Genomic DNA, 23,227 nt, shown 5'->3' with positions numbered 1-23,227 from the left:
ATGACATCCAGCAATGGGGTGATTTTTACATTTGATAACTATTTGAATACCAACATTTATAAATCTTGATTATGTAAAAGTGTGGCAGCAGCTAACACCTTCTCAGCATGTCCAGACACGCTCACTTTACGCCATTCTTCTGCTATTTTTCCGGTTTTATCAATGAGAAAAGTGCTTCGTTCAACGCCCATATATTTGCGTCCATACATGCTTTTTTCAACCCAAACACCGTAAGCTTCAAGCGTGGTTTTTTCTTCATCGGAAACAAGGATGACATCAAGCCCATGTTTTGTTTTAAATTTATCGTGTTTTTTAACATTATCTGGAGAGATTCCAATAACAACCACTCCTATTTCATCAAATTTTGCTTTTAATTGCGTAAAATCAAGTGCTTCACACGTGCAGCCACTCGTATCATCTTTTGGATAAAAATATAAAATAACGCATTTTCCTTGTAGATCAGAAAGACATATTTTATCTCCCCCATCACGGGGCAAATGAAAATCAGGAGCAAGGGTGCCTTTCATCGATTGTGTCATTTTTTTGACTTTCTTTTTTGTTTAATAACTACAAGTTATCACAATACACACAAAAAGAAATGATTCAACTTTCTAAAATATGATTGTCCAAAAGAGCCATGTATTACAAGGATTGAAGTGAGGAAGAGAAATCAGTCTAAACGGCATGAAAAAAGGAGTATAAAAATTATAAAGCGATTATAGTGGTTTTATCAAAACATGTTTTTTCTTACCGAAGGAAAGTTTAAGGATTCCATCGGCATTGACATCTTCTTCAAGAATAAGACGTGTCTCATCTTCAATGATTTCATCATTAACACGTACACCTCCACCTTGAACATGACGGCGAGCCTCACTGTTAGATTTAGCGAGTCCTGCTTGTACTAAAAGATTGAGTAATCCAATTCCCATTTTTAATTCTGTAGCTTGAATTTCAACAGTTGGAAGATTTTCTCCAAGTGTTTTTTCTTCAAAAGTTTTTCGAGCAGTTTCGGCTGCAGCATTTGCAAAACTGCGCCCATGCAACATTGCGGTAATTTCTGTTGCAAGGATCTTCTTTGCTTCGTTAATTTCACTCCCTTGTAATGCAGAAAGTTTGACAATCTCATCCATTGGCAATGTGGTATAAAGCTTTAAAAATCGAATAACATCGGCATCTTCAGTGTTACGCCAATACTGCCAAAATTGATAAGGTGAAAGCATATCTGCGTTAAGCCATACAGCACCATTCAATGACTTGCCCATTTTTGCACCAGAAGACGTGGTGAGCAATGGTGAAGTTAATGCATATAACTGTACTGTTCCTAAGCGATGTCCTAACTCAATTCCGTTAACAATGTTGCCCCATTGATCAGAACCACCCATTTGCATACGCAGTCCATAACGCCTATAAAGTTCAACAAAGTCATAAGCTTGCAGGATCATATAATTAAACTCCAAGAATGACAAAGAATGTTCACGCTCAAGTCTTAGTCTGACGGAATCAAATGACAACATACGGTTAACAGAAAAATGTTTTCCTACATCACGCAGAAATTCTAAGTAGTTTAAATTGCATAACCATTCAGCATTATTCACAATACATGCATCAGTTTCTTTATCACCAAATGTTAAGTAATGAGCGAAGACCTTTTTAAGACTAGCAATATTTGTCGTAATATCATCTTGTGTGAGAAGGCGCCGTGCTTCATCTTTAAAAGAAGGATCACCAATCAATCCTGTTCCTCCACCCATCAAGATAATAGGGCGATGACCAGTTTTTTGTAACCAATAAAGCATCATAATTTGCAGAAGACTCCCAGCATGCAAGCTCGACGCTGTAGGATCAAATCCAATATAAGCGCTTACAACTTCTTTTGAAAAAAGATCATCTAAGCCTCTTTCATCCGAAATTTGGTGGATAAAACCACGCTCGTGCATAATGTGTAAAAAATCAGATTTAAAGACAGTCACAGATTTGTTTCCTCATTAAAATTGCATTTATTGATAGGATGTTTGCTAACATGCTCTCTCTAGCATAATTAAGACCTATCTCACAAGGGAACGAAAAATACTGGATAAAAAAACAAAAGTATCATTTTACTTGTTTTTCAGCAGAAAATACTTTTTTCTCAAAGAGAATTATCCTTCTTAAGTTTTTGAGTGCAGATAAATGACAGAAAAGGAAAACCAGTGCAAAAAGGTTTTTCTGCGTTACAGGAGTTCTTTTTCACTTTTTATAAATTCTCATTTTAAGTAAGGGAAAGTATTTCAGGCGGAGGAGCGAGGAATTCACCGGTAATATGGTTATCTAAATATTGTGCACATCGTTCAATAAGCTCTTGATGATATCCGCTAAAAAAGTGATTAGCACCCTCCAATATTTCTTGTGTAATAGTGATACCTTTTTGTGTTTTAAGTTTATCTACAAGGGTTTGAACATCTTTTGGAGGAGCCACTTTATCAACAGCACCGTGAATAATAAGCCCAGAGGAGGGACACGGGGCAAGGAATGAAAAGTCATAAACATTTGGTTGAGGAGCAACGGATATAAAGCCCTCAATTTCCGGTCGGCGCATTAAAAGCTGCATACCAATCCAAGCTCCAAATGAATAGCCAGCCACCCAGCAATTTTTAGAATCAGGATGCTGTGCTTGCACCCAATCAAGAGCAGCGGCAGCATCTGAAAGCTCTCCTATTCCATAATCAAATTCACCTTGACTGCGACCAATACCACGAAAATTAAAACGTAATGTCGTAAAGCCACGTTGTTGAAACATATAGAAGAGATCATAAACAATTTTATTGTTCATTGTGCCACCAAATTGGGGATGAGGATGCAAAATAATCGCAATTGGTGCATTTCTTTGTTGAGAAGGCTGATAACGCCCTTCAAGCCGACCCGCGGGACCATTAAAAATAATTTCTGGCATTAAATGCTCCTTAACATACGATAAGCTCTCATTGACCTTGATCGACTTTTACCATAGAATCTCTTAAACAATCACTAGATATTCTTTTTTAAGTGCATTTTTCAAGAAAATTGCACTATTTTTTTAATCAATTCATAGATGAATGATTGCGATATAAAATGGTTATGAAACGCCGATATTTTGATCATAACGCGACAACACCACTGAAAAAAACAGCACGGGTGGCATTACTGGAATCTTTAGAGATATTTGGTAACCCCTCATCGGTTCATACGGAAGGACGTGCTGCAAAAGCGTTATTACAAAAAGCACGTCGACAAGTCGCTGAAAGTCTCAATACCAATCCAGATCACGTTGTCTTTACATCTGGTGCAAGTGAAGCAGCAATGACTTTATTAACACCCTTTTATAATATGGGAAGAGCTAAAATTCAATTTTCTCATCTTTACATTGGGGCAACAGAACATCCATCTGTTGCAGAAGGAGGACGTTTTTCTCAAGAATGCATCACTACAGTTGCTGTTGATCGAGATGGGCTTATTCAACAAGATCAATTAGTCTCTCTCTTAAAAATTCACGATAAAACAAGGGGGCTTCCTCTTGTTGCTATTCAAGCTGCAAATAGTGAAACAGGAGTTCTTCAGCCAATAAAAGAGTTAGCTGCGATTGTTCGTGATTTTGGAGGGATTCTAATTGTTGATTTAGCACAATATGTAGACAAAAATTTTGTTGATATTGATCAGATGGGAGGGGATTTTTTTATACTGTCGGCCCATAAAATTGGTGGTCCTAAAGGGATTGGTGCTTTTGTTTCATCTGGGAGCCTTTTGATGCCAGCGCCTCTTATTATAGGAGGAGGACAAGAAAAAGGGTTACGTGGAGGAACAGAAGCATTGCCACTGATTGCTGCTTTCGGTGCAGCAATCGCTGATTGTTATATAAAAGAAGAGATAAAACAGTTAGTATATTTACGCGATAAATTAGAAAATGGAATACAGAAAATATGTCATGATGTTGAAATTTTTGGCAAAAGAGTTCAGCGTTTGCCAAACACGACTTATTTCACTGTGCGTGGTATAAAAGCTGAAACGATGCAAATTGCTTTTGATTTAGCAGGATTCTCTGTATCAGCAGGTTCTGCCTGTTCTTCAGGGAAAGTAAAACAAAGCAGAGTCTTGGAAGCAATGGGATATCATATTCCCAATGGAGCAATTCGTATTTCAATAGGGCGGTGCACAACTTCTCAAGACATTGATGATTTTCTATTGTTTTTTTCTCAAATTATCAGTAATAGAGAAGGATAGGATTTGTCATTGAATTTAAAAAATTAGAATTATTTTAAATAAAAAGCTTGATTAAAATTTTCCCACTTTGCATATAGCCTAAAGTGCGTATAGCCTAAAAATGAATTATTCATTTTAATCCTGGAAAACACGAGACTTTTAGTCACCGGTTCTTGATGCCAAAAAGGGAGAAAGTTTATGCCGGCAGTACAAGAAACAATACGTCAAGTACGTGAAATAGATGTTGATCAATATAAATATGGCTTTGAAACCAATATTGAGATGGACAAAGCCCCAAAAGGTTTAAACGAAGATATTATCAGATTTATTTCTGCTAAAAAGCATGAACCTGAATGGATGCTAACGTGGCGTTTACAAGCTTTCCACCGTTGGTTAACAATGCACGAACCCAGTTGGGCGCGCATTAAATATCCTCCAATTGATTTTCAAGAGCTTTATTATTATGCTGCTCCTAAAAATCATACAGGACCAAAATCTTTGGATGAAGTCGATCCTGAATTATTGGCAACCTATGAAAAGCTTGGTATTCCCCTTAAAGAACAAGAGATTTTAGCAGGAGTAAGAAAACAGTCTGATTCTTCTACTTTTGATGAAAGTATCTATGCATCAGGGCAGGTCGCTGTCGATGCGGTTTTCGATTCTGTTTCTGTTGTGACAACATTTAAAAAAGAGCTTGCACGTGCGGGCGTTATTTTTTGCTCTATTTCAGAAGCAATTATCGAACATTCTGCTCTTATTAAAAAATATTTAGGAACTGTTGTGCCTGTGGGTGATAATTATTATGCTGCCTTGAATGCAGCAGTTTTTACAGATGGTTCATTTGTTTATGTTCCCAAAGGCGTCCGTTGTCCTATGGAGCTTTCGACCTATTTTAGAATTAATGAACGCAATACAGGTCAATTTGAGCGAACATTAATTATTGCCGATGAAAACTCCTATGTTTCTTATCTGGAGGGGTGTACAGCTCCACAACGTGATGAAAATCAACTGCATGCCGCTGTTGTTGAGCTTATTGCACTGGAAAATGCAGAAATTAAATATTCTACAGTACAAAATTGGTATCCCGGCGACAAAGAAGGGAAGGGTGGCATTTATAATTTTGTTACAAAGCGTGGAGATTGTCGGGGCGATAATTCTAAAATTTCATGGACACAAGTCGAAACTGGTTCTGCGATTACTTGGAAATATCCATCTTGTTTGCTACGTGGTAATAACTCACGTGGAGAATTTTACTCTATTGCTGTTGCAAACGGTTATCAACAAATCGATTCCGGTACAAAAATGATCCACTTAGGTAAAAATACCTCCAGTCGTATTGTTTCTAAAGGCATTTCTGCTGGTTTTTCAAATAACACTTATCGTGGACAAGTAACAGCACATCGAAAAGCACAAAATGCACGTAATTTTACGCAATGCGATAGTTTGTTAATTGGCAATGATTGTGGTGCTCATACGGTCCCTTATATTGAAGCAAAAAATGCGACAGCGCAATTTGAACATGAAGCGACAACATCAAAAATTTCTGATGATCAACTTTTTTATGTTATGCAGCGTGGCATTCCTGAAGAAGAAGCTATCGCATTAATTGTGAATGGTTTTGTAAAAGAAGTTATTCAAAAACTTCCCATGGAATTTGCCGTTGAAGCACAAAAGCTCATTGGCATCAGCCTTGAAGGTAGTGTGGGATAATCGGTGAGCTAAAGGCATCTTTGGTCTAAAAGAGTCGGAACAGGATTTCATTATGTTAGAAATAAAAAATTTGCGTGCGCGTATTGTTGGAACCGATACAGAAGTTATTCGGGGGTTAGACTTGACCGTTCAAGATGGTGAAGTTGCTGCTATCATGGGACAAAATGGAGCTGGAAAGTCAACTTTGTCTTATTTACTTGCAGGTCGTGATGATTACGAAGTCATAGAAGGCGATATCCTTTATAATGGGCAATCACTTTTAGAAATGGATCCAGCAGAGCGTGCAACCTATGGTGTTTTTCTTGCTTTTCAATATCCAATGGAAATACCTGGAGTAGCAACGATGGAGTTTTTAAAAGTTGCGATGAATTCTCAACGAAAAGCACGCGGTGATGCAGAACTTAAAATTCCTGAATTTATAAAATGTGTTAAAGAAGCTTCTTCAAAACTTGATATAGATATGGATATGCTAAAACGTCCATTAAATGTTGGTTTTTCAGGGGGAGAAAAAAAGCGTGCTGAAATTTTACAAATGGCACTTCTTAAGCCGAGACTCTGCATTTTAGATGAAACAGATTCTGGTTTAGATATTGATGCACTAAAAATTGTTGCAGATGGTGTTAATAAACTCAGAGATTCACAACGTTCATTTTTAGTCATTACCCATTACCAACGTCTACTGAACTATATTATTCCTGATACGGTACATGTTCTCTATAAAGGACGAATTATTAAAAGCGGAGATAAATCACTAGCGCTTTATTTGGAACAAAATGGATATGCTGACCTTATTAATGAAGCAGCTTGAGGTTATTGTAATATGAGCGCACAACAAGAATTGATAGCGGTTGAAAAGGAGATACTCAATCATTTCAATCAATCTATAAACAATTTACCTGGTGATAAGAGTGTGCGGGCGGTTCGCAAAAAAGCGATTGAACTGTTTCAAATCACACGTCTTCCTTCACGCAAAATCGAAAATTGGCATTATACTAATCTGCGCACACTCTTGAAATCTGTGAGTGATTTTTTACCAACAAATACGGATGAGCAATACATTGATGCATTACTTCCAGAAAGTACTGTTTTTTCTATTAAAAATGGAAAAACAGCGACACAGCCAAATGTGGCAAATATGACCATAAAGCGGCTTGCTGATGCCTTAAAAGAAAATGAAGTAAAAATAGATCAAATCACTTCGGATGAAGACTTTATTGGACAATTAAATACCGCTTTTGTTACGGATGGTTGGCTTTTTCACATTCCTGAAAATACAAAGTTAACTGTTCCCATTGAATTGCAAAATATCCAAATGGGTGGACAATCGCATATTTTTTCGGACATAAAAATGGGCAAAAACAGTCAAGCTGTGTTTGTTGAACGTGAGATTGGCGATGATAAAGAGAGTTTTGTCAGTTCAATATTTTCGCTACATGTTGCTGCTTGGAGTGATGTAACATGGATCCTTATTCGCAATCGTGGTTTTCATTCTACACAGTTTGGCCGGTTTCGTGCTGTTCTTGAGCAAGGAGCAAAATTATCACTTTATGTAATTAATATAGGCAGTCAACTTAATCGTCAGGAAATTGATGTTGAGTTACAAGGAGAAGATTCTAACTTTCAATTACGCGTCATCAATTTATTATCAGGAGAGACGCATAGCGATCTTACGATGAATGTTCGCCACGTTGAAGAAAAATCAACCTCAACAGAAATTGTACGCAATGTGGTAACAGATAAAGCAGTTGGTGTTTTTCAAGGCATAATACGTGTTGCTCAAAAAGCCCAAAAAACCGATGCACGCATGGCCTGTAATAGTCTCATTCTTTCAGATGAAGCAGAATTTAATGCAAAGCCTGAACTAGAGATTTTTGCTGATGATGTTGCATGTGGTCACGGTGCGACAGTCGCCAATATCAATCATGATTATCTTTTTTATCTTATGGCACGCGGTATTCCTTTTAAAACAGCTCGTGCACTTCTGATTAAAGGGTTTATCTCTGAGTTTATTGATGAGATTAAACAAGAAAATATCCAAACTGTTTTGAAGAATATGATTGGCGAATGGCTAGAAAAAAATGTTTAAGGCAAAATAATGGAAAGTGACATACCAGTATTAAATTATAACGTAGAAGAAATTCGCTGTGATTTTCCTATTTTACAATGTAATGTTTATGGTAAACGGTTAGCTTATCTTGACAGTGGAGCATCTGCTCAAAAACCGCAATTTGTGCTTGATGCGATGGATAATTTTTATCGATGTCGTTATGCAAATGTGCATCGAGGAATGCATTTTTTATCGAATGCAGCGACGCAATGTTATGAGAATGCTCGTGAAACAGTTCGTGCGTTTTTAAACGCTAAAACAGCAAAGGAAATTGTTTTTACGAAAAGTGCTACGGAAGCTATTAATACTGTTGCTTATGGTTGGGGGATGTTTCAATTAAATGAAGGTGATGAAATTATTCTCACCATTATGGAGCATCACTCTAATATTATTCCGTGGCATTTTATTCGTGAACAGAAAGGTATTAAGCTCGTCTTCGTGCCCGTTGATGAGAATGGTGTGCTCCATATTGAAGATTTTCAAAAAGCTTTAACGAATAAAACAAAACTTGTTGCTATTACGCATATGTCTAATGTATTAGGAACCGTGCCGTCTGTTCAAGAAATTATTAAGTTATCACATCAAAATGCCATTCCTGTTCTTGTTGATGGTTCTCAAGGGGCAGTACATTTAACCGTTGATGTGCAAAATCTTGATTGTGATTGGTATGTCTTTACGGGTCATAAACTTTATGGTCCTACAGGTATAGGTGTGCTTTATGGCAAGGAATTGAGGCTAGAGGAAATGCATCCTTTTCAAGGGGGAGGGGAGATGATTGAGGATGTAACCATTGATAAGGTTCTTTATAATGCTCCTCCTCATCGCTTTGAAGCGGGGACTCCTCCCATAGCTGAAGCTGTTGGATTAGCTGCTGCTATTGATTATATAAAGCAGAAAGACAGAAACGCTATTCACGCCCATGAAGCAAAACTTTTATCCTATGCCCATGAAAGACTTGAAACAGTTAAATCGTTACGTATTTACGGACATTCTCCTCATAAAGGAGCTATTATATCTTTTGAAATGCAAGGAATACATGCCCATGATATCGCTATGTTTGTTGACAGGCAAGGTGTTGCTATCCGTGCAGGAACGCATTGTGCACAACCTTTATTACAACATTTTGGTTTGACATCCGCTTGCCGTGCATCATTGGCTATGTATAGTAATTATGAAGACATTGACCAATTAGTGGAAGCATTAGAAAAAGCAAGGATATTTTTTAATGGCTAAAACAATTGAAGAGCATCATTCTACAGAGTCTGTTGGAAATGTAAGCAAAAATGACAAGTCTTACATATCAGCAATTCCAGCAGATGAAATTGATCGTATGACGGATGATATTATTGCTGCTCTAAAAACGGTTTATGATCCGGAAATCCCTGCTGATATTTATGAGCTAGGATTAATTTATCGTATTGATATTGAAGATGATCGTTCAGTAAAAATTGAAATGACACTCACAGCACCAGGGTGTCCCGTTGCTGGAGAAATGCCAGGTTGGGTAGAAAATGCGGTAAGTGCAGTTGAAGGTGTTTCGCATGTTGAAGTTACCATGACATTTGATCCACCATGGACACCTGATTGTATGTCAGAAGAAGCACAAATTGCTGTTGGATGGTACTAAACACTGTTAAGGTAATATAATTTAGTGTATTTATAAATGAGCACAATAAAATTAATTGGGATATCGCTAATAGATTATAGAGGAAAACAAAGACTTCTCTCATTATATTAAACTTATTTATCAGTTTTATCAAACTCGTGAGATACGCCAGTTCGATTGGGATCAATTTTCATAAGAATATATTTCTAGGTTTTTATCATTCTCAATTTTTTATTTATTTCTCTCTGACTCTTAATTAGCTATAAAACTGCCCATTACATTTTGAAAATGCATTTGTTAAGCCCTTAAAAGGAGCCCTTTTATGAGCTGTGTATATTGCTTTAGAGTAACAAAAACAGCCTCTAAAAGGAAAAGCTTTTGGCTCGACTAGCAAAAATATTTTGTTTGCATTGGCAGATTAATTGAAAACATTTAGATCACTCATATATCAAAAATAAAAATAAGCTTTTCTATCTTTTTTAAAAATTTACAGACTTAAATAGCCTGTAAGAGGTTTATTTATTCAATAATACCACATGCTAAACGCGCACCACCCCCGCCAAGCGGTAATGGATGATCTGATTGGTTATCTCCGCCCAAATGAATTATTAATGAATGTCCTTTAATTTCAGAGAGATTTTTAATTCGTGGGGCAAGAACGCTCATTGTTGATTGCCCTTTATCATCAACATAAAGTGCTGGTAAATCGCCTAAGTGACCATAAGTATTATACGGACCAAGATGTTTATCGGTGTGTTCAGGATCGTAGTGTCCACCAGCAGTAGCACCAACAACACCATCTTTCATATCACATGAAGGGTTGTCATGGAGATGAAAACCATGCAAACCTTCTGGTAAGCCAGACAAATTGGGTGTAAAGATTAAACCATGACTATTTTCTTCAATTTCCATCATACCAATAGGCTTTTTTATGTCGTTCTTTTCTAGTTCATAAATCTTGACTTGCATAGAATCTGCTAATGCAACAGAATGATAAGCCAAAAGCATCAGTGAGGATAAGAGAAAGCGTTTTTTATTCATACAGCACCTTTTATACTTTTATTTTACACATTAAATATAAAAGCGCAGCTATACTTGATAATATATTATTGTATTTAAATATTTTCTTTAAATCGTATTATTATACTCTTAAAAAGTATAATAAATGAAAAAATACTCTAGGTTTTAAATGGCTCTTTTTATACACTAGTATGTTTTAAAGGATTACTCCTACTTATCAAAATAATACAGCTTTTATAGAATGATAACTATATTCCATCTACATTTCTTCAAGAGGTGTTTCTAAAAAAATAGACTTTTTAAGATATTGTGAGAAATCAAATAGGAAACTTTTTAAATGACTTTGCTCTTACAATATTCATAATATGATGCAGATTTCATAACAATACGTTTATGAAAGTCGTAAGAGAAATAACTATTGTGGTTTATATAAATATTCCATAAAAGCATAAAATGCACCGACACAAACACCTATTATTGATCCTATCATTGCGCCTATTATCATTCCAATGAAAAATGCTATACCTATACCCATTGTAATAATTGGACCAAATCCTGGCAGAGCAATATAACCATAAGTTGCGAGAATTGCAGCGACTGCTCCTGATAAACTACCGTTTAAACTTCCTATAAAAGCAGGCTCTTTGAGGAAATTCCAAATTTTTTTAAAAAAAATTCTCTTATAGTGATGAGAGTCAATATTACTATAAATTTTAAAATGAATCATATTCTTTTCTTTTATTTTGAATGCTTATGGTTCCAGAATAATCGATTGATATGAGAAAAAGCTTCCTTTTAAATTCTACTAAAGCACGCCAAATACCTTTATCATCGAGACGCAATCGTTTAATGTTTGTAAAACCATTTTGTATGAGACAATTTTTAATTTGCAAAGCAGTAAATGAATTTTGTCCTGGTTTGGTGATGTCTTTCGTAAAGCTATATCTAGAAGCTTTACAATAAGGAGCATAAAAGACCTTACTTATTGAAGTAGTGACTATAGATGAGAGACATAGAATTATTATAAAAAAAATAGTTAATTTAAAAATTTTACTTAATCTCATCTTATTACCATCTCTTGAAACAACACTTCATTAACCGTTGTATTGCCAACAAGTTCCCAAAACTATTTATTTTAAGTGCTATACTTAATGAAGAAAAATTTTCAAAATTTACCTTAATTAACGAAAATCGTTTTTTTCTTATTTTTTATAAAAGGGGAGGCGATTTAGCAAATTTTGCCTATTATTTTAATAAAAAATTCTGATGTTTAATATTTGATTTGCATAAACGCTGGTAGAATATATCTTCTGACATCTCTTAATTGTGATTGTACAAAAGCTTTTCACACACGCTATTTATGAAAGAGATTTGATACGTTTATTTTTTACGCGATCAAATAAAGACATTCATTGATAAACATTTTTCAGAAAAATTTATTTATAATAATATATTATTATGTATGACAGTATATAATCAATACATTGAATAATTATTTCCAATAGAAGGAGAGTTACTGAAAGTTTTAATAACTTCTATATGTAATTCTTAAAAAATATATTATTATTATTTCTTAATAAATATTATTGATTTTGATTATATCAATAGAGTTGGTTAGGTGATTTGATTGGGAATGTTTGCATAATTTCTTTAAAGCCGTATCCAGGATACATTCCTTCTCGCATAAATAAATTACGTAATGGTGAGCAGTTGCGTAATAATCCAAGTCCAATGCTCCGCATAATATGGATAGGCAGCCTATTAGAAAGTAAAGAAGAGTTGAGCATATGAACAGATCCACTTCGGATCAATATATCAGGTCGACGATATTTATTATAATGGGCAACAATTATTTTAGAATGAAAATCAGATATTTGGTTAGGTAAAATATTAATCAAAGTTTCAACATCACGAAATCCTAAATTTAATCCTTGGGCTCCAATCGGAGGAAAGACATGGGCTGCTTCACCCACTAAAACTGTTTGGTTGGCAGCAAAACGGTGAGAGATAAGTCCTGAAAGAGGCCATGCTTGAATTGGTGTTTCTAATTTGAGTGTTCCAAGCATTGATTGCATCTGCTCTTCGATTATTTTTGCAATTTCTGTTGCTTCCATATTTAACAATTCTTCCGCATGAGAAGAACGAACAACCCATACAAGACTGGATTTTTTTCCTGGTAGTGGAACCTGGGTAAATGGACCATATTCTGTATGAAATTCAGTTGATGTATTTTGATGAGAAAAATCATGAGAAAAATTGAGAACAAGAGCTTTTTGTGGATAGTCCCACTCTCTAATACCAATACCCGCAGCTGCTCGTGCGAGAGAGTGGCGTCCATCAGCAGCAACAACAAGCGATGTTTGAATAATTTTATCATCTGCGAGCGTAATACGAACATAATCGTTTTTTTGTTGAAAAGATTTTGCTAAAGAAACAAATCTTATAATATTGGGCATATGTTCAACGGCAGTCATTAAAGCGTTGTTCAACTCTACATTAGGGATATTATAACCAAAAGCCTCTTCACCAATTTCAGCAGAAGAAAAACTGACGCTAGGAGCATGCACAATCCTAGAAGTGATATCTATAATTCTAATGAAAGATAAAGCCGCTGCATGACTTTTAAGAACATTCCAGATATTAAGTTTTTGCAGCATACGGACTGCCGGCATCATAAGAGCAGTAGTCCGTAATTCATCTGCATGAGCAGGTGGCCCAACGAGATAAACAGAATAGCCTTTCTGCGCAAGAAGAAGTGCTGCTAACATACCGATTGGGCCAGCACCAATAACAGCGATGTTTTTGTAATCGTTTTTTTCAAATGTCACAACGACTTGAGCCTTTTTCCATTTACTAAATATTTTAACTTTTCTAAATCAACAATCTCTTTTTATTGTATGAAAGCCTTCTATTATATTATGTAATAAGTAATACGATATAAAAAAGTAACCTTTTTATGATTTTTTTTTACGATAAATTATGCAATGGGTAAAAATGGCGTGTTGGTAGATGGATGAAAATTTAAGAGACGAGGATAAGAAAACTTTGAAACGTAAGCTAACAAAAAAAATCAAAAAAAATGCTGATCTCTTGCGTCACAAAAAAGTAACGATGCCACAAGCAAAAGCTTTTTCTGTTCATTTACTAACAGCGTCAGGATCATTTTTGGCATTTCTTTCCCTTATCTCCGCATCTCAAAAAGAATGGACTGCTATGTTTTGTTGGCTTGGGCTTGCGCTCCTCGTTGATGGTATAGATGGTCCAATTGCACGCAAACTTGACGTTAAATACGTACTTCCAACATGGTCTGGAGAGCTTTTAGATAATATTATTGATTACGTCACTTATGTTTTAATTCCAGCTTTTGCCCTTTATCAAAGCGGTTTAATAGGTTCAGGATTATCATTTTTATTGAGTGCAATTATTGTCATTTCATCAGCTATTTATTACGCAGATACTGGAATGAAAACAAAAGAAAATTTTTTCAAAGGATTTCCTGTTGTTTGGAATATGATGGTTTTTACACTTTTTGTTTTAAGGCCTGGAGAGTGGATCACTTTTACCCTTATTGCTTTATCGGCGATCATATCTTTTTTACCAATTTATTTTATCCATCCAGTGAGAGTTGTCCGTTTGCGTAAGCTTAATTTTCCTATTTTTCTTTTATGGTGTTCCTTTGCAGGTGCCGCATTTTTTTACCAATTAGAAGCTCCATATTGGGTTAAGATAGGAATTTCAATTACAGGAATTTATATATATTGTATTGGTGCCATCATGCAATTATTTCCCCAATTAGGAAAAAAAGTATAATAAAACAATAAAATAGATATTTTAGAACGGGAATAAGATGCAAATTGATTTTGGAGCAGGTGATGACATTTCTTTTACAAAAGAGGGGCATGCTGGTATTATAAAACTTACACGTCCTTCAGCATTAAACGCTCTTAATGGGCGAATGGTTTTGGCTCTTAAAAAAGCTCTTAGCACATGGGAAACAGATGATGAGGTTTTTTGTATTTTAGTTGAAGGAGAGGGGCGTGCTTTTTGTGCTGGTGGGGATGTTGTAGAAATTTACCATATGGGAAAAAAAGCCTCTTCTTACCAATATTTTAGCGATGAATATCGCTTAAATGCTTATATTAAACGTTTTCCCAAACCTTATATTTCTTTTTTGAATGGTATTTGGATGGGAGGAGGGGTAGGTATTTCTCTCTACGGTTCACATCGAATTGTTACAGAAAATACACTTTTTGCTATGCCTGAAGGTGCTATTGGATTTTTTCCAGATGTCGGTGCAAGCTTTTTTTTACCATCTCTTCCCGATCACTTTGGCATTTATCTTGCATTGACCGGAGCAGGCATAAAATGGGGAGATTGCTTAAATTTAAAATTAGCAACACATGCTGTTCCTGAAAGTGAATTAGAATATATTAGAAAAGCAATTATTGAACAAGGAGATCCAAAATTAGTTTTAGATGAGCGGGCAATGAGAAAGGACTATGAAACAAGTCATGAAATACGCTGTATTATCAATACGTGTTTTGGTGCACATACTTTGGAGGAATGTCTTGAATTGCTTCAAAAAAAAAGCAATGAAGGTGTCTTATTTGCTAAAGAATGTTACGATATTCTACAGTCACGCTCTCCAACAAGTTTAAAAGTTATTTGGCAACAAATGAAACAAAATCCACCTCAAACTTTGGAAGATTGTATAAAAATTGAAAATCGTATTGCGCATCATATGATTAATTCTCATGACTTCTATGAAGGAATACGTGCAATGTTGATTGATAAGGACAAAACACCGAAATGGCAACCAGACAAACTTTCACATGTAACAGATGAAATGATAGATGCTTACTTCAAACCTATTGAAAAAGAATTATTATTTTGAAAACGCATCCTCAAAAACAGATTTCAAGAATCTATTTAATTTATAAATGTTATTTGCGATTTTTAGCGCTCATTTGCTTAAGCTTAAGTATTTTTTATTGGATATGTCTTGTTGGTGTATTTCCAAACACTTTATGGCGTTTTGATCTTATGCCATGGCACTGGCAATTCGCATCTGCCACATTAGCTATTGTTTATCCCATCGCCTTAATTGGGCTTTGGATGTATTCACTATGGGGAATTGTTCTATGGTGCATTGCAGCACTGACCGAAATATTAACGATGTACTATTCTAATTCTATTAATCAATCTTTTGTACTGCTATTTCATGGAATATTATTTCTCATTTTTATAATACTACAAATAATGATCTTTTTAAAAAGAAATCGTACAAAAGACGATTAGATAAAAAACATTGCGATTCAAGCTCTCGGACCAGAAATAACTGGTCCGATTGTAAATCTTAAAGTCCAAAATTTTTTAAGAAAAAAGTACCCACCACAAATCCCAAATACTAGTCATTTTTTTTAATGAAGAAAATATCCATATTAATGTTGAGGCTGCTCCCCAAACTGCTACTGCTGTTGTCATTAAAATATGCCCTTTCCACTTAAAAGTTCCATAATATATATTATGCGATAATATGATCACGATAAAAAAAGATCAAAGATCGTTGCCAAATAAAAAACAATGTGACCCCTACTTTAAATACATTATCATATTTATGTCGCATATTTCTTCTTTTAAACAAAATTATGTCAATAATAAGGCATATTTAATTTATTTATTAAATTTGCATAGTTTAAAAAATAGCTTTAAGTAAAAAAAGAAAATTACTTAAAGCTAAAAAACAATATGTATAATAAAATAAAAGAATTACTGTACTAATTTACAACGTTTCATATGTGCAAGATCACTTAAAACAGCATTTCGGTTATTTAAAGCCGAAATTTCATTGCTTTCACTTGACTTTGCGTCTATAAAAAACAAAGCAGGTAAAAATATAACACCCGTTGCAGCTAAAGCTGCATTTTTACCTCTTGCTTTAGAACGCTCTATAATAGTGTCATTAATCTGACGTTTATTAGCATAAAACTCTCGTTGAATATCAGCACAACTCATTGCACTATCATGTATTGTTGTAACTGAAATATTTTTTTCTAGACGCCCCCCACATGCTGATAAGGAAATCGCTGAAATCATAATACATATTGCCCGCGTAGACCATCTATACATAAGAAACCTCACTTTTAACATAAAAAGAACAAAAATAAGACAAAAATGAAGTAAAGGAAAGATAAGACTATTCAAGAAGGTTTTAGTTAACAGGAAATATGGAGTTTCTCGATTTATACATCTGTTTCAAAAATAAGTCCTTGGTATGCAGGTGTAACGTGCGGTGGAACAGAGTTTACCACCTTATTGTAATCAAGCGATCTATCCATATGTGTGAGGATAGCTTGTTTTGGCTGTAAATATTTTATCCATTGTAATGCTTGATCAACAGACAGATGACTTGGATGCGCTTCAAATTGGAGAGCCTCAATAATGAGAACATCCAAGTTCATGAGTTTTGGTAATGTTTTTTCAGGAAATTTGCTAACATCTGTACAGTAAGCAACATTACCAATACGAAAACCTAAAGAATGAATATTACCATGACATTGTAAATGCGTATTAACAATTATCGTTCCACCCTGCCCGTGAATTGTCAAATGACTATCTTCATTGATGAGATGTTCTTTTAAAATAGGTGAATAAGACGAACCTTTTGGAGCTTGGAAACAATATCCAAAAGCATTTTTCAAATGTTTGAGTGTGAAACTATCTGCGTAAATATCGATTAAACATTTTTGTGCGAGTGCATAACTGCGTAAATCATCAATACCATGAATATGATCTGCGTGAAAATGCGTATAAAGTGCAGCGTCAAGATGGTTTACGCGGGCATTGATCATTTGTGATCTAAAGTCTGGACCAGTATCAATAACAATTGTTGTTTTTTTTCCTGATGGTTTAATGCGATCCACTAACAGAGCACTTCTATAGCGTTCATTTTTAGGGTTATGAGGATCACAAGCTCCCCAATCACCATTAGGGCGCGGTACTCCTGGAGAGGGACCACAGCCTAATATTGTGAAACGGTATCGATCAAACATAGCTTTTGCCTTATTTCATTTTGCTAAATAAACGAAAAGCATTGTGTGTTGTAATCTGAGCGACTTCTTCAAGGCTTAAACCAATCGTTTCAGCCAAAATAGCCGCTGTATAGCGTACAAAAGAGGGTTCATTTGTTTTCCCTCGATGAGGAACAGGGGCTAAAAATGGTGCATCTGTTTCCACCAATAAATAGTCTTGAGGTACAATTTTGGCTACCTCACGGATTTCAAGAGCATTTTTGAAAGTCAGAATACCTGAAAAAGAAAGATAACCACCAAGTTCAATGCCAGCACGAGCCAATTGCATTCCAGAGGAATAACAATGAAGTACAAATGGAAAAGCCCCTTCTTTTATTTGTTCGCGTAATATTTTTTCCATATCTGAATCAGCATTGCGTGAATGTATAACAAGAGGCAGCTGGGTTTCTCGAGAAGCGATGATATGTTCTTGAAAAACTTTCTTTTGCTCTTCTGGTGAGGAATAATCATAATGATAATCAAGTCCGACCTCCCCAAATGCAACAATTTTAGGATGCTTTGAGAGGTGAATAAGCTCTTCAGCTGTAATATTTTGTTCGTCACTGGCACTATTGGGATGTGTTCCAACGGAACAAAACACCTGATCATAAGTCTGCGCAATTGCTAAAAGCTTATCCAATTTACGAACATGTGTTGAAATCGTTATCATACGTTTAATATCAGCATCTAAAGCCCGTTGGATAACCCCATCCAAATCTTGTGAAAAATCTTCAAAATCAAGATGGCAATGTGTATCAATGAGCATGATGTTTCTCATCTTTCTGCAAAATATAACGGGGAAAGATTGGTTCTGGCGGTGGAAGATCAAGGCCTTCTTGAATTTTTGCATGACTGATATGATACAATGACCGATGATTTTCAGGAATGGCAAGGCTGTCGAGAAGTTTGGCTGCTGAGTGTGGTATGAAAGGCAAAAGCATAATTCCTATTTGCCGCAAGATTTCTACCGTTATGTAAAGAACTGTAGAAAACCGTTCTGGGTCATTTTTCCGTAAACTCCAAGGCTGTTCACTCGCAAAATAGCGATTAGCATCTGCTACGATTGAAAAGATAGCGGAAAGTGCTAAATGCATCTCGTAAGAAGACATAGCTTCACGCACAAGCTCAAGCGCTTGAAGAGATTGTTCTAAAAGTTGTTTATCTTGGCTTAAAAGAACCGCTGGTATAGGAACTTTTGCATGGCAATTTTTAGCAATCATAGATAAGGAACGCTGTGCTAAATTCCCAAGATCATTAGCAAGGTCTGCATTAATGCGATTTACAAAACTCTCATGGCTATAACTGCCATCTTGTCCAAATGGTACCTCACGAAGCAGAAAATAGCGAAACTGATCAAGACCATAGTGATCAACGAGTTCAAAAGGATCAACGACATTTCCAATGGACTTTGACATTTTTGCACCACGATTGAGCAAAAAACCATGAGCAAAAATATGCTTAGGCAATTCAATTCCAGCAGACATTAAAAATGCTGGCCAATAGACGGCATGAAAACGAAGAATATCTTTTCCAATGATATGCGCATTTGCAGGCCAAAAATGGCGTTTTGTCGCGTTTTCATCAAAAAAACCAATTGCTGAGAGATAATTGGTAAGCGCATCGACCCAAACATACATCACATGCTTTGGATTATTTGGAACTGCAACGCCCCAATTAAAGCTTGTCCGTGAAATAGAAATATCTTTTAAACCCGATTTGATAAAACTGATAACTTCGTTACGCCGTTCAAGTGGAGCAACAAAATCAGGGTGTTTTTCATAATATTCAAGAAGGATCTTTTCATAACGGGAAAGTCTAAAAAAATAACTTTCCTCTTCGTTCCATTCAACTGGAGAGCCTAACTCTTTTTCACGACGAATGTTGTCTTCTCCAACTTCAGTCTCTTTCTCTTCATAATATGCTTCTTGGCGAACGGAATACCAACCACTATAACGACCAAGATAAATGTCGCCATTTGCTTCCATTTTTTTCCAAATTTCTTGACAAGCTTTATAATGGCGCTCTTCTGTTGTACGAATGAAATCGTCATGAGAACAATTTAAGACTGTAAGCATTTTTTGAAACATAGCACTATTACGATCTGCGAGTTGCTGAGGTGTCATATTTAACGCTGCTGCTGTTTGTTGCATTTTTAAGCCGTGCTCATCCGTACCAGAGAGAAAAAATACATTTTTCCCATCTAACCGTTGAAAACGGGCTAAGACATCGCTTGCAATTGCACTATAAGCATGCCCAATATGTGGAGTACCATTAGGATAAAAAATGGGAGTTGTTATGTAATATGTGTCATGCATGTCATACTCGTTGTAAAACACTATAAAAAAGATACCTTGACATAACGCTTGTTAATTACATTGTCACGGAAAAAGCTCACCCTCATGCATGATCTTATGCACTTTAAAAAGCAAGTTAATAATGAACTGCTTCTTATCAAGATTAAAAGATTGTATTTCCCCTATTTCTTGATGAATCTCCAACCACAGTTGTGCGCATTTTTTTGAGAGAGTTAACTCTCCTTTTTCAACAAGCATGATAGCTTTTTTTTGAATTTTATCAAGAATTTCATCACAGAATTGTTGAAATTGAATCATAGAAGAAAGAGAGGAAAGGGTTTGTGCAAGAGTGTGTACAACAGTTGGATTACAAACAGATTGCTCCAAGAGAGTATCAAGAGTTTTAACAATTTCAAAACCACCATGGCAAAGAAGTAAAGCAGCTTTTCTAGCACTTCCTTTGGCTCTTTGAATAATCATTTGAAGAGTTTCTTCATCAGGTAAATCTTGATTTGAAAAAATATGTGTAATGACTTTTTTTATCTCATCATCATACAATGGTCGTAAAGAAATCTGTTGGCATCGTGAGCGAATGGTTGGAAGCAATCTTCCTGAAGAGTGTGTGATGAGAATGAATAAAGTTTTCGCAGGAGGTTCTTCAAGCGTTTTAAGAATTGCATTCGCCGCACTTCTGTTCATATCTTCTGCGGGATCAATAATAACAATACGCCATCCATTGTCTTGTGATGTTTGATTTAAAAAATGCATAACATCACGAATATCATCAATGAGTATCCCTGTTTTAAACTTTTGTGTTTTTAAATCGAAGCGACGTGAAATGTATAAAAGTCCAGGATGACACCCTTGCGTCATTTTGTGCCATGTAATGGAATTATGCTCTGGTTGTAAAAACTTACCCTTTTGAGAGCTTAAAATATTCCAAGCAAGGTGAAATGCTAATGTGGCTTTTCCAATACCACGTTCTCCTTCAAATAATAAAGCATGATGTAAACGCCACTCCTCACGCATTTGTGCCAAAAAATGACGAGCATCCTCATGACCAAAGATCATATGATTCTGTGAAGAGGATAAAATTGTATCGATATCGTCATATTGACGCAAAATATTTACATCACTCATGAAAGTTGATCCAACAATAGCTGATGACAAATATTTTTTATTTTCTGTGCGATAGTTTCCACTGCATCTGTAGCATCAATCACACGAAATCTATGAGGCTCCTGTTTTGCTAATTGTAAGAAAGCTTGGCGCCGTTGCTCTTGAATTTCTAAATTATCTTTTTCAAAATAATCAATCGTTTCAGTTTCCTTTCTTCGCACTTTTACTCGTTTCATACCATATATTGCTGATATATCTAATAAAAATGTTAGATGAGGCATTATTCCATTAAGCGCTATACATTCTAAAACAGAAAGAATAGAAGAGCTTACCTTATCATTCTGTCCTTGATAAACTCGTGTGGAATCAATAAAACGATCGCATAAGATCACTTTGCCTTTTTGTAAAGAAGGCGCAATCACTTCACTCACATGGTCTGCGCGTGCAGCTGTAAACAAAACAGCTTCCATGAAAGGACCATATTGTTGCGCCTTCCCTGATAACAAAGCATATCGAATTGCTTCAGCACCTGCTGTTCCGCCAGGTTCTCGTGTTGTCATAACATCATAACCTTTACTCGAGAGAAACTCAGCAAGCAAAGAAATTTGCGTTGTTTTTCCTGCACCCTCCCCCCCTTCAAATGTGATCAAATAGCCTGACACCGATAAACCTTTATCCTTAAGTAAGCCTGTATTATAAATATTTCCGTAACCATCCAATTGTTATTTCATAGAATGCATTTCTGACTTTTGCCAAAAAGCTTCCTTCCTGAACATTGTTTCCAGCAAAAACAGGTTTTTCGAGAAGAATCCTTTTATCTTCTAAAATTTGCAGAACACCGACCGGTTGTCCTAAAAGGATAGGAGCTTTTAATGGACCATGATATTTAATTTTTGCTTTAATATTCATCTTTTTTTCATTCGAAAGCATAAAACTTACCGGCTCTTTAACAATAAGAGAAACAGAATTTTGCACTCCACCATAAACAGAAGCATGGCCAACGGTTTCTCCTTTGGTAAAAATTGTTTGAAGATCAAAAGCTGTCATTCCCCATTGAAGAATACGTTCTACTTCTTTTGTATGGCCTTTACCTTCTTGCAAACCGTTTATTGCTAAAAAAAGACGTCGATGATTGCTATAAATAGAAACAATCATTGAAAAACCTTCATTTTTACTATAGCCAAAACCAAATCCTTCTACACCAATTTCTTTAAAAATAAGAGGGTTTTTATTACGTTGAAAAATATTATTCCACGTAAAATGAGGTTCGCGGTAAAGTGTATAATAATCGGGATATTCACGAACAATATGACGTGCTAATGTCATCATATCGCGCAATGTCACAAATTGTCCCTCCTCAGGAAGCCCTGTCGCATTAACAAAATGACTATGCGATAGTCCGAGTATTTTGGCTCTCTGATTCATCAGTTTTGCGAAATTAGCCTCATTTCCCGCTATGCCCTCAGCAAGGATAATGGCAGCATCATTTCCATTGACAATAATGAGACCACGTAAAAGATCAGAAACACTAATTTCTGTCTTTACTTTTGCAAACATAGTGGTTGTACCAGAAGGTGCTCCACCTTTGCGCCATGCATTTTCACTCACCTTAAATTTTTGTGTACTGCTTAATAAACCTTCTTTTAATTGGTGAAATATGACTTCAGCAGTCATCAATTTTGTTAACGAAGCTGGGAAAAACGCAAGATCACTTTGTTTTTCAAAAAGTATTGTATCTGTGTCATTATCTATGAACATTAACTGTGATGCAGAATTTTGAAAATCCTGTGCTCTCCCCCACCCGTCCACTATCAATATCTCCAGTAGGGTGAACAAAACCCTTAATGCCATACGCATAACCGCTTCTCCCATCTTTAGAAGCAGCATAAAGAATCTTCCTCTACAAGAAAAGATTTGTTTTTCGATAAATGGATAATCCGATCACAGAATGAAAACAGGTCTCTACTTTTGCTCAGCATCATAAAAATAAATCAATAGGCTATACTTTCATGTTCATCTTTCACCTAGGGTTTATTTTGAATTTTACGCATTAAAAGCCCCCCTTTATTTCATACAATAAAAAAGCGCC

23 protein-coding genes are annotated in these 23,227 nt (G+C 35.6%); 9 read left to right on the top strand and 14 right to left on the bottom strand.

The window, feature by feature from the left end:
- Positions 1–56: 56 nt before the first annotated feature.
- The 3 genes from PVV64_RS04675 to PVV64_RS04665 form a co-directional block, all read right to left on the bottom strand.
- The gene (locus PVV64_RS04675; protein ID WP_273759973.1) at positions 57–539 is read right to left on the bottom strand and encodes a peroxiredoxin; all 483 of its coding nucleotides are present in this window, start codon (positions 537–539) and stop codon (positions 57–59) included.
- Between the two features lie 177 nt (positions 540–716).
- Positions 717–1,970 carry a tyrosine--tRNA ligase gene (gene tyrS / locus PVV64_RS04670; protein WP_273759972.1) on the bottom strand — a complete coding sequence of 418 codons (1,254 nt, stop codon included), beginning with the start codon at positions 1,968–1,970 and terminating at the stop codon, positions 717–719.
- 278 nt (positions 1,971–2,248) lie between these two features.
- Entirely contained in the window at positions 2,249–2,929 is a 681-nt protein-coding gene (locus PVV64_RS04665; RefSeq protein ID WP_273759971.1) for an alpha/beta hydrolase, read from the bottom strand.
- 158 nt (positions 2,930–3,087) lie between these two features.
- On the opposite strand from PVV64_RS04665, the gene PVV64_RS04660 reads away from it, so the two are divergent.
- The 6 genes from PVV64_RS04660 (at position 3,088) to PVV64_RS04635 (ending at position 9,656) form a co-directional block, all read left to right on the top strand.
- Entirely contained in the window at positions 3,088–4,233 is a 1,146-nt protein-coding gene (locus tag PVV64_RS04660) for a cysteine desulfurase family protein (RefSeq protein ID WP_273760002.1), read from the top strand.
- Positions 4,234–4,410: 177 nt separating this feature from the next.
- Complete coding sequence (sufB, locus tag PVV64_RS04655) at positions 4,411–5,922, top strand: Fe-S cluster assembly protein SufB (RefSeq protein WP_273759970.1); 1,512 nt, start codon at positions 4,411–4,413, stop codon at positions 5,920–5,922.
- Positions 5,923–5,974: 52 nt separating this feature from the next.
- Entirely contained in the window at positions 5,975–6,730 is a 756-nt protein-coding gene (gene sufC, locus PVV64_RS04650; protein WP_273759969.1) for a Fe-S cluster assembly ATPase SufC, read from the top strand.
- A gap of 12 nt (positions 6,731–6,742) precedes the next feature.
- On the top strand, positions 6,743–8,008 hold the full coding sequence (gene sufD / locus PVV64_RS04645) for a Fe-S cluster assembly protein SufD (RefSeq protein WP_273759967.1): 1,266 nt from the start codon (positions 6,743–6,745) through the stop codon (positions 8,006–8,008).
- Between the two features lie 9 nt (positions 8,009–8,017).
- Positions 8,018–9,262, top strand: a complete 1,245-nt coding sequence (locus PVV64_RS04640) for a cysteine desulfurase (RefSeq protein WP_273759965.1) — start codon at positions 8,018–8,020, stop codon at positions 9,260–9,262.
- A complete protein-coding gene (locus PVV64_RS04635; RefSeq protein ID WP_273759964.1) occupies positions 9,255–9,656 on the top strand; it encodes an SUF system Fe-S cluster assembly protein in 402 nt (133 codons plus the stop codon). The genes PVV64_RS04640 and PVV64_RS04635 overlap by 8 nt, the downstream gene beginning before the upstream one ends.
- 498 nt (positions 9,657–10,154) lie before the next feature.
- On the opposite strand, the gene sodC is transcribed toward PVV64_RS04635, so the two are convergent.
- From sodC to PVV64_RS04615, 4 genes are all read right to left on the bottom strand, one after another.
- On the bottom strand, positions 10,155–10,676 hold the full coding sequence (gene sodC / locus PVV64_RS04630; RefSeq protein WP_273759963.1) for a superoxide dismutase [Cu-Zn] SodC: 522 nt from the start codon (positions 10,674–10,676) through the stop codon (positions 10,155–10,157).
- A gap of 394 nt (positions 10,677–11,070) precedes the next feature.
- Complete coding sequence (locus PVV64_RS04625) at positions 11,071–11,397, bottom strand: hypothetical protein (RefSeq protein ID WP_273760001.1); 327 nt, start codon at positions 11,395–11,397, stop codon at positions 11,071–11,073.
- Positions 11,369–11,719, bottom strand: a complete 351-nt coding sequence (locus PVV64_RS04620; protein ID WP_273759962.1) for a hypothetical protein — start codon at positions 11,717–11,719, stop codon at positions 11,369–11,371. The genes PVV64_RS04625 and PVV64_RS04620 overlap by 29 nt, the downstream gene beginning before the upstream one ends.
- Before the next feature lie 537 nt (positions 11,720–12,256).
- Positions 12,257–13,483, bottom strand: coding sequence for a UbiH/UbiF family hydroxylase (locus tag PVV64_RS04615; RefSeq protein WP_273759961.1), 1,227 nt, complete (start codon positions 13,481–13,483; stop codon positions 12,257–12,259).
- A gap of 181 nt (positions 13,484–13,664) precedes the next feature.
- Between PVV64_RS04615 and pcsA the strand changes: the two genes are divergently transcribed.
- The 3 genes from pcsA to PVV64_RS04600 are packed head-to-tail and all read left to right on the top strand — an operon-like array spanning position 13,665 to position 15,953.
- Positions 13,665–14,465, top strand: coding sequence for a phosphatidylcholine synthase (pcsA, locus tag PVV64_RS04610; protein ID WP_273759960.1), 801 nt, complete (start codon positions 13,665–13,667; stop codon positions 14,463–14,465).
- A gap of 37 nt (positions 14,466–14,502) precedes the next feature.
- Positions 14,503–15,549 (top strand): enoyl-CoA hydratase/isomerase family protein, encoded by a 1,047-nt coding sequence (locus PVV64_RS04605; RefSeq protein ID WP_273759959.1) that lies wholly within the window; start codon positions 14,503–14,505, stop codon positions 15,547–15,549.
- Positions 15,546–15,953, top strand: a complete 408-nt coding sequence (locus tag PVV64_RS04600) for a DUF6163 family protein (RefSeq protein WP_273759958.1) — start codon at positions 15,546–15,548, stop codon at positions 15,951–15,953. Before PVV64_RS04605 ends, PVV64_RS04600 begins: the two co-directional genes overlap by 4 nt.
- Positions 15,954–16,424: 471 nt before the next feature.
- Here the strand turns inward: PVV64_RS04600 and PVV64_RS04595 are convergent, their stop codons facing one another.
- The 7 genes from PVV64_RS04595 to PVV64_RS04565 form a co-directional block, all read right to left on the bottom strand.
- On the bottom strand, positions 16,425–16,784 hold the full coding sequence (locus tag PVV64_RS04595; protein ID WP_273759957.1) for a hypothetical protein: 360 nt from the start codon (positions 16,782–16,784) through the stop codon (positions 16,425–16,427).
- A 113-nt stretch (positions 16,785–16,897) separates the two neighbouring features.
- Positions 16,898–17,707, bottom strand: coding sequence for an MBL fold metallo-hydrolase (locus PVV64_RS04590; RefSeq protein ID WP_273759956.1), 810 nt, complete (start codon positions 17,705–17,707; stop codon positions 16,898–16,900).
- Between the two features lie 10 nt (positions 17,708–17,717).
- Positions 17,718–18,491, bottom strand: a complete 774-nt coding sequence (locus PVV64_RS04585; RefSeq protein WP_273759955.1) for a TatD family hydrolase — start codon at positions 18,489–18,491, stop codon at positions 17,718–17,720.
- Complete coding sequence (gene metG, locus PVV64_RS04580; RefSeq protein ID WP_273759954.1) at positions 18,481–20,040, bottom strand: methionine--tRNA ligase; 1,560 nt, start codon at positions 20,038–20,040, stop codon at positions 18,481–18,483. Before metG ends, PVV64_RS04585 begins: the two co-directional genes overlap by 11 nt.
- Before the next feature lie 63 nt (positions 20,041–20,103).
- Positions 20,104–21,159, bottom strand: a complete 1,056-nt coding sequence (locus tag PVV64_RS04575; protein WP_273759953.1) for a DNA polymerase III subunit delta' — start codon at positions 21,157–21,159, stop codon at positions 20,104–20,106.
- Positions 21,156–21,800 (bottom strand): dTMP kinase, encoded by a 645-nt coding sequence (tmk, locus tag PVV64_RS04570; protein ID WP_273760000.1) that lies wholly within the window; start codon positions 21,798–21,800, stop codon positions 21,156–21,158. Before tmk ends, PVV64_RS04575 begins: the two co-directional genes overlap by 4 nt.
- Positions 21,801–21,831: 31 nt before the next feature.
- Positions 21,832–22,995 carry a D-alanyl-D-alanine carboxypeptidase family protein gene (locus PVV64_RS04565; RefSeq protein ID WP_273759998.1) on the bottom strand — a complete coding sequence of 388 codons (1,164 nt, stop codon included), beginning with the start codon at positions 22,993–22,995 and terminating at the stop codon, positions 21,832–21,834.
- Positions 22,996–23,227: the final 232 nt, after the last annotated feature.

It is taken from the genome of Bartonella sp. ML70XJBT.G (assembly GCF_028618575.1).
Classification (GTDB): domain Bacteria; phylum Pseudomonadota; class Alphaproteobacteria; order Rhizobiales; family Rhizobiaceae; genus Bartonella.
This window is presented reverse-complemented; position numbering and strand designations above follow the sequence as displayed.

Coding starts and splice junctions, on each gene's coding strand:
- PVV64_RS04665 (WP_273759971.1), bottom strand. CDS start 2,929: ATGCCAGAAATTATTTTTAATGGTCCCGCGGGTCGGCTTGAAGGGCGT.
- sodC (WP_273759963.1), bottom strand. CDS start 10,676: ATGAATAAAAAACGCTTTCTCTTATCCTCACTGATGCTTTTGGCTTAT.
- PVV64_RS04640 (WP_273759965.1), top strand. CDS start 8,018: ATGGAAAGTGACATACCAGTATTAAATTATAACGTAGAAGAAATTCGC.
- PVV64_RS04605 (WP_273759959.1), top strand. CDS start 14,503: ATGCAAATTGATTTTGGAGCAGGTGATGACATTTCTTTTACAAAAGAG.
- PVV64_RS04575 (WP_273759953.1), bottom strand. CDS start 21,159: ATGAGTGATGTAAATATTTTGCGTCAATATGACGATATCGATACAATT.
- PVV64_RS04590 (WP_273759956.1), bottom strand. CDS start 17,707: ATGTTTGATCGATACCGTTTCACAATATTAGGCTGTGGTCCCTCTCCA.
- metG (WP_273759954.1), bottom strand. CDS start 20,040: ATGCATGACACATATTACATAACAACTCCCATTTTTTATCCTAATGGT.
- pcsA (WP_273759960.1), top strand. CDS start 13,665: ATGGATGAAAATTTAAGAGACGAGGATAAGAAAACTTTGAAACGTAAG.
- PVV64_RS04620 (WP_273759962.1), bottom strand. CDS start 11,719: ATGAGATTAAGTAAAATTTTTAAATTAACTATTTTTTTTATAATAATT.
- PVV64_RS04565 (WP_273759998.1), bottom strand. CDS start 22,995: ATGCGTATGGCATTAAGGGTTTTGTTCACCCTACTGGAGATATTGATA.
- sufC (WP_273759969.1), top strand. CDS start 5,975: ATGTTAGAAATAAAAAATTTGCGTGCGCGTATTGTTGGAACCGATACA.
- PVV64_RS04635 (WP_273759964.1), top strand. CDS start 9,255: ATGGCTAAAACAATTGAAGAGCATCATTCTACAGAGTCTGTTGGAAAT.
- PVV64_RS04585 (WP_273759955.1), bottom strand. CDS start 18,491: ATGCTCATTGATACACATTGCCATCTTGATTTTGAAGATTTTTCACAA.
- sufB (WP_273759970.1), top strand. CDS start 4,411: ATGCCGGCAGTACAAGAAACAATACGTCAAGTACGTGAAATAGATGTT.
- PVV64_RS04595 (WP_273759957.1), bottom strand. CDS start 16,784: ATGTATAGATGGTCTACGCGGGCAATATGTATTATGATTTCAGCGATT.
- sufD (WP_273759967.1), top strand. CDS start 6,743: ATGAGCGCACAACAAGAATTGATAGCGGTTGAAAAGGAGATACTCAAT.
- PVV64_RS04675 (WP_273759973.1), bottom strand. CDS start 539: ATGACACAATCGATGAAAGGCACCCTTGCTCCTGATTTTCATTTGCCC.
- PVV64_RS04660 (WP_273760002.1), top strand. CDS start 3,088: ATGGTTATGAAACGCCGATATTTTGATCATAACGCGACAACACCACTG.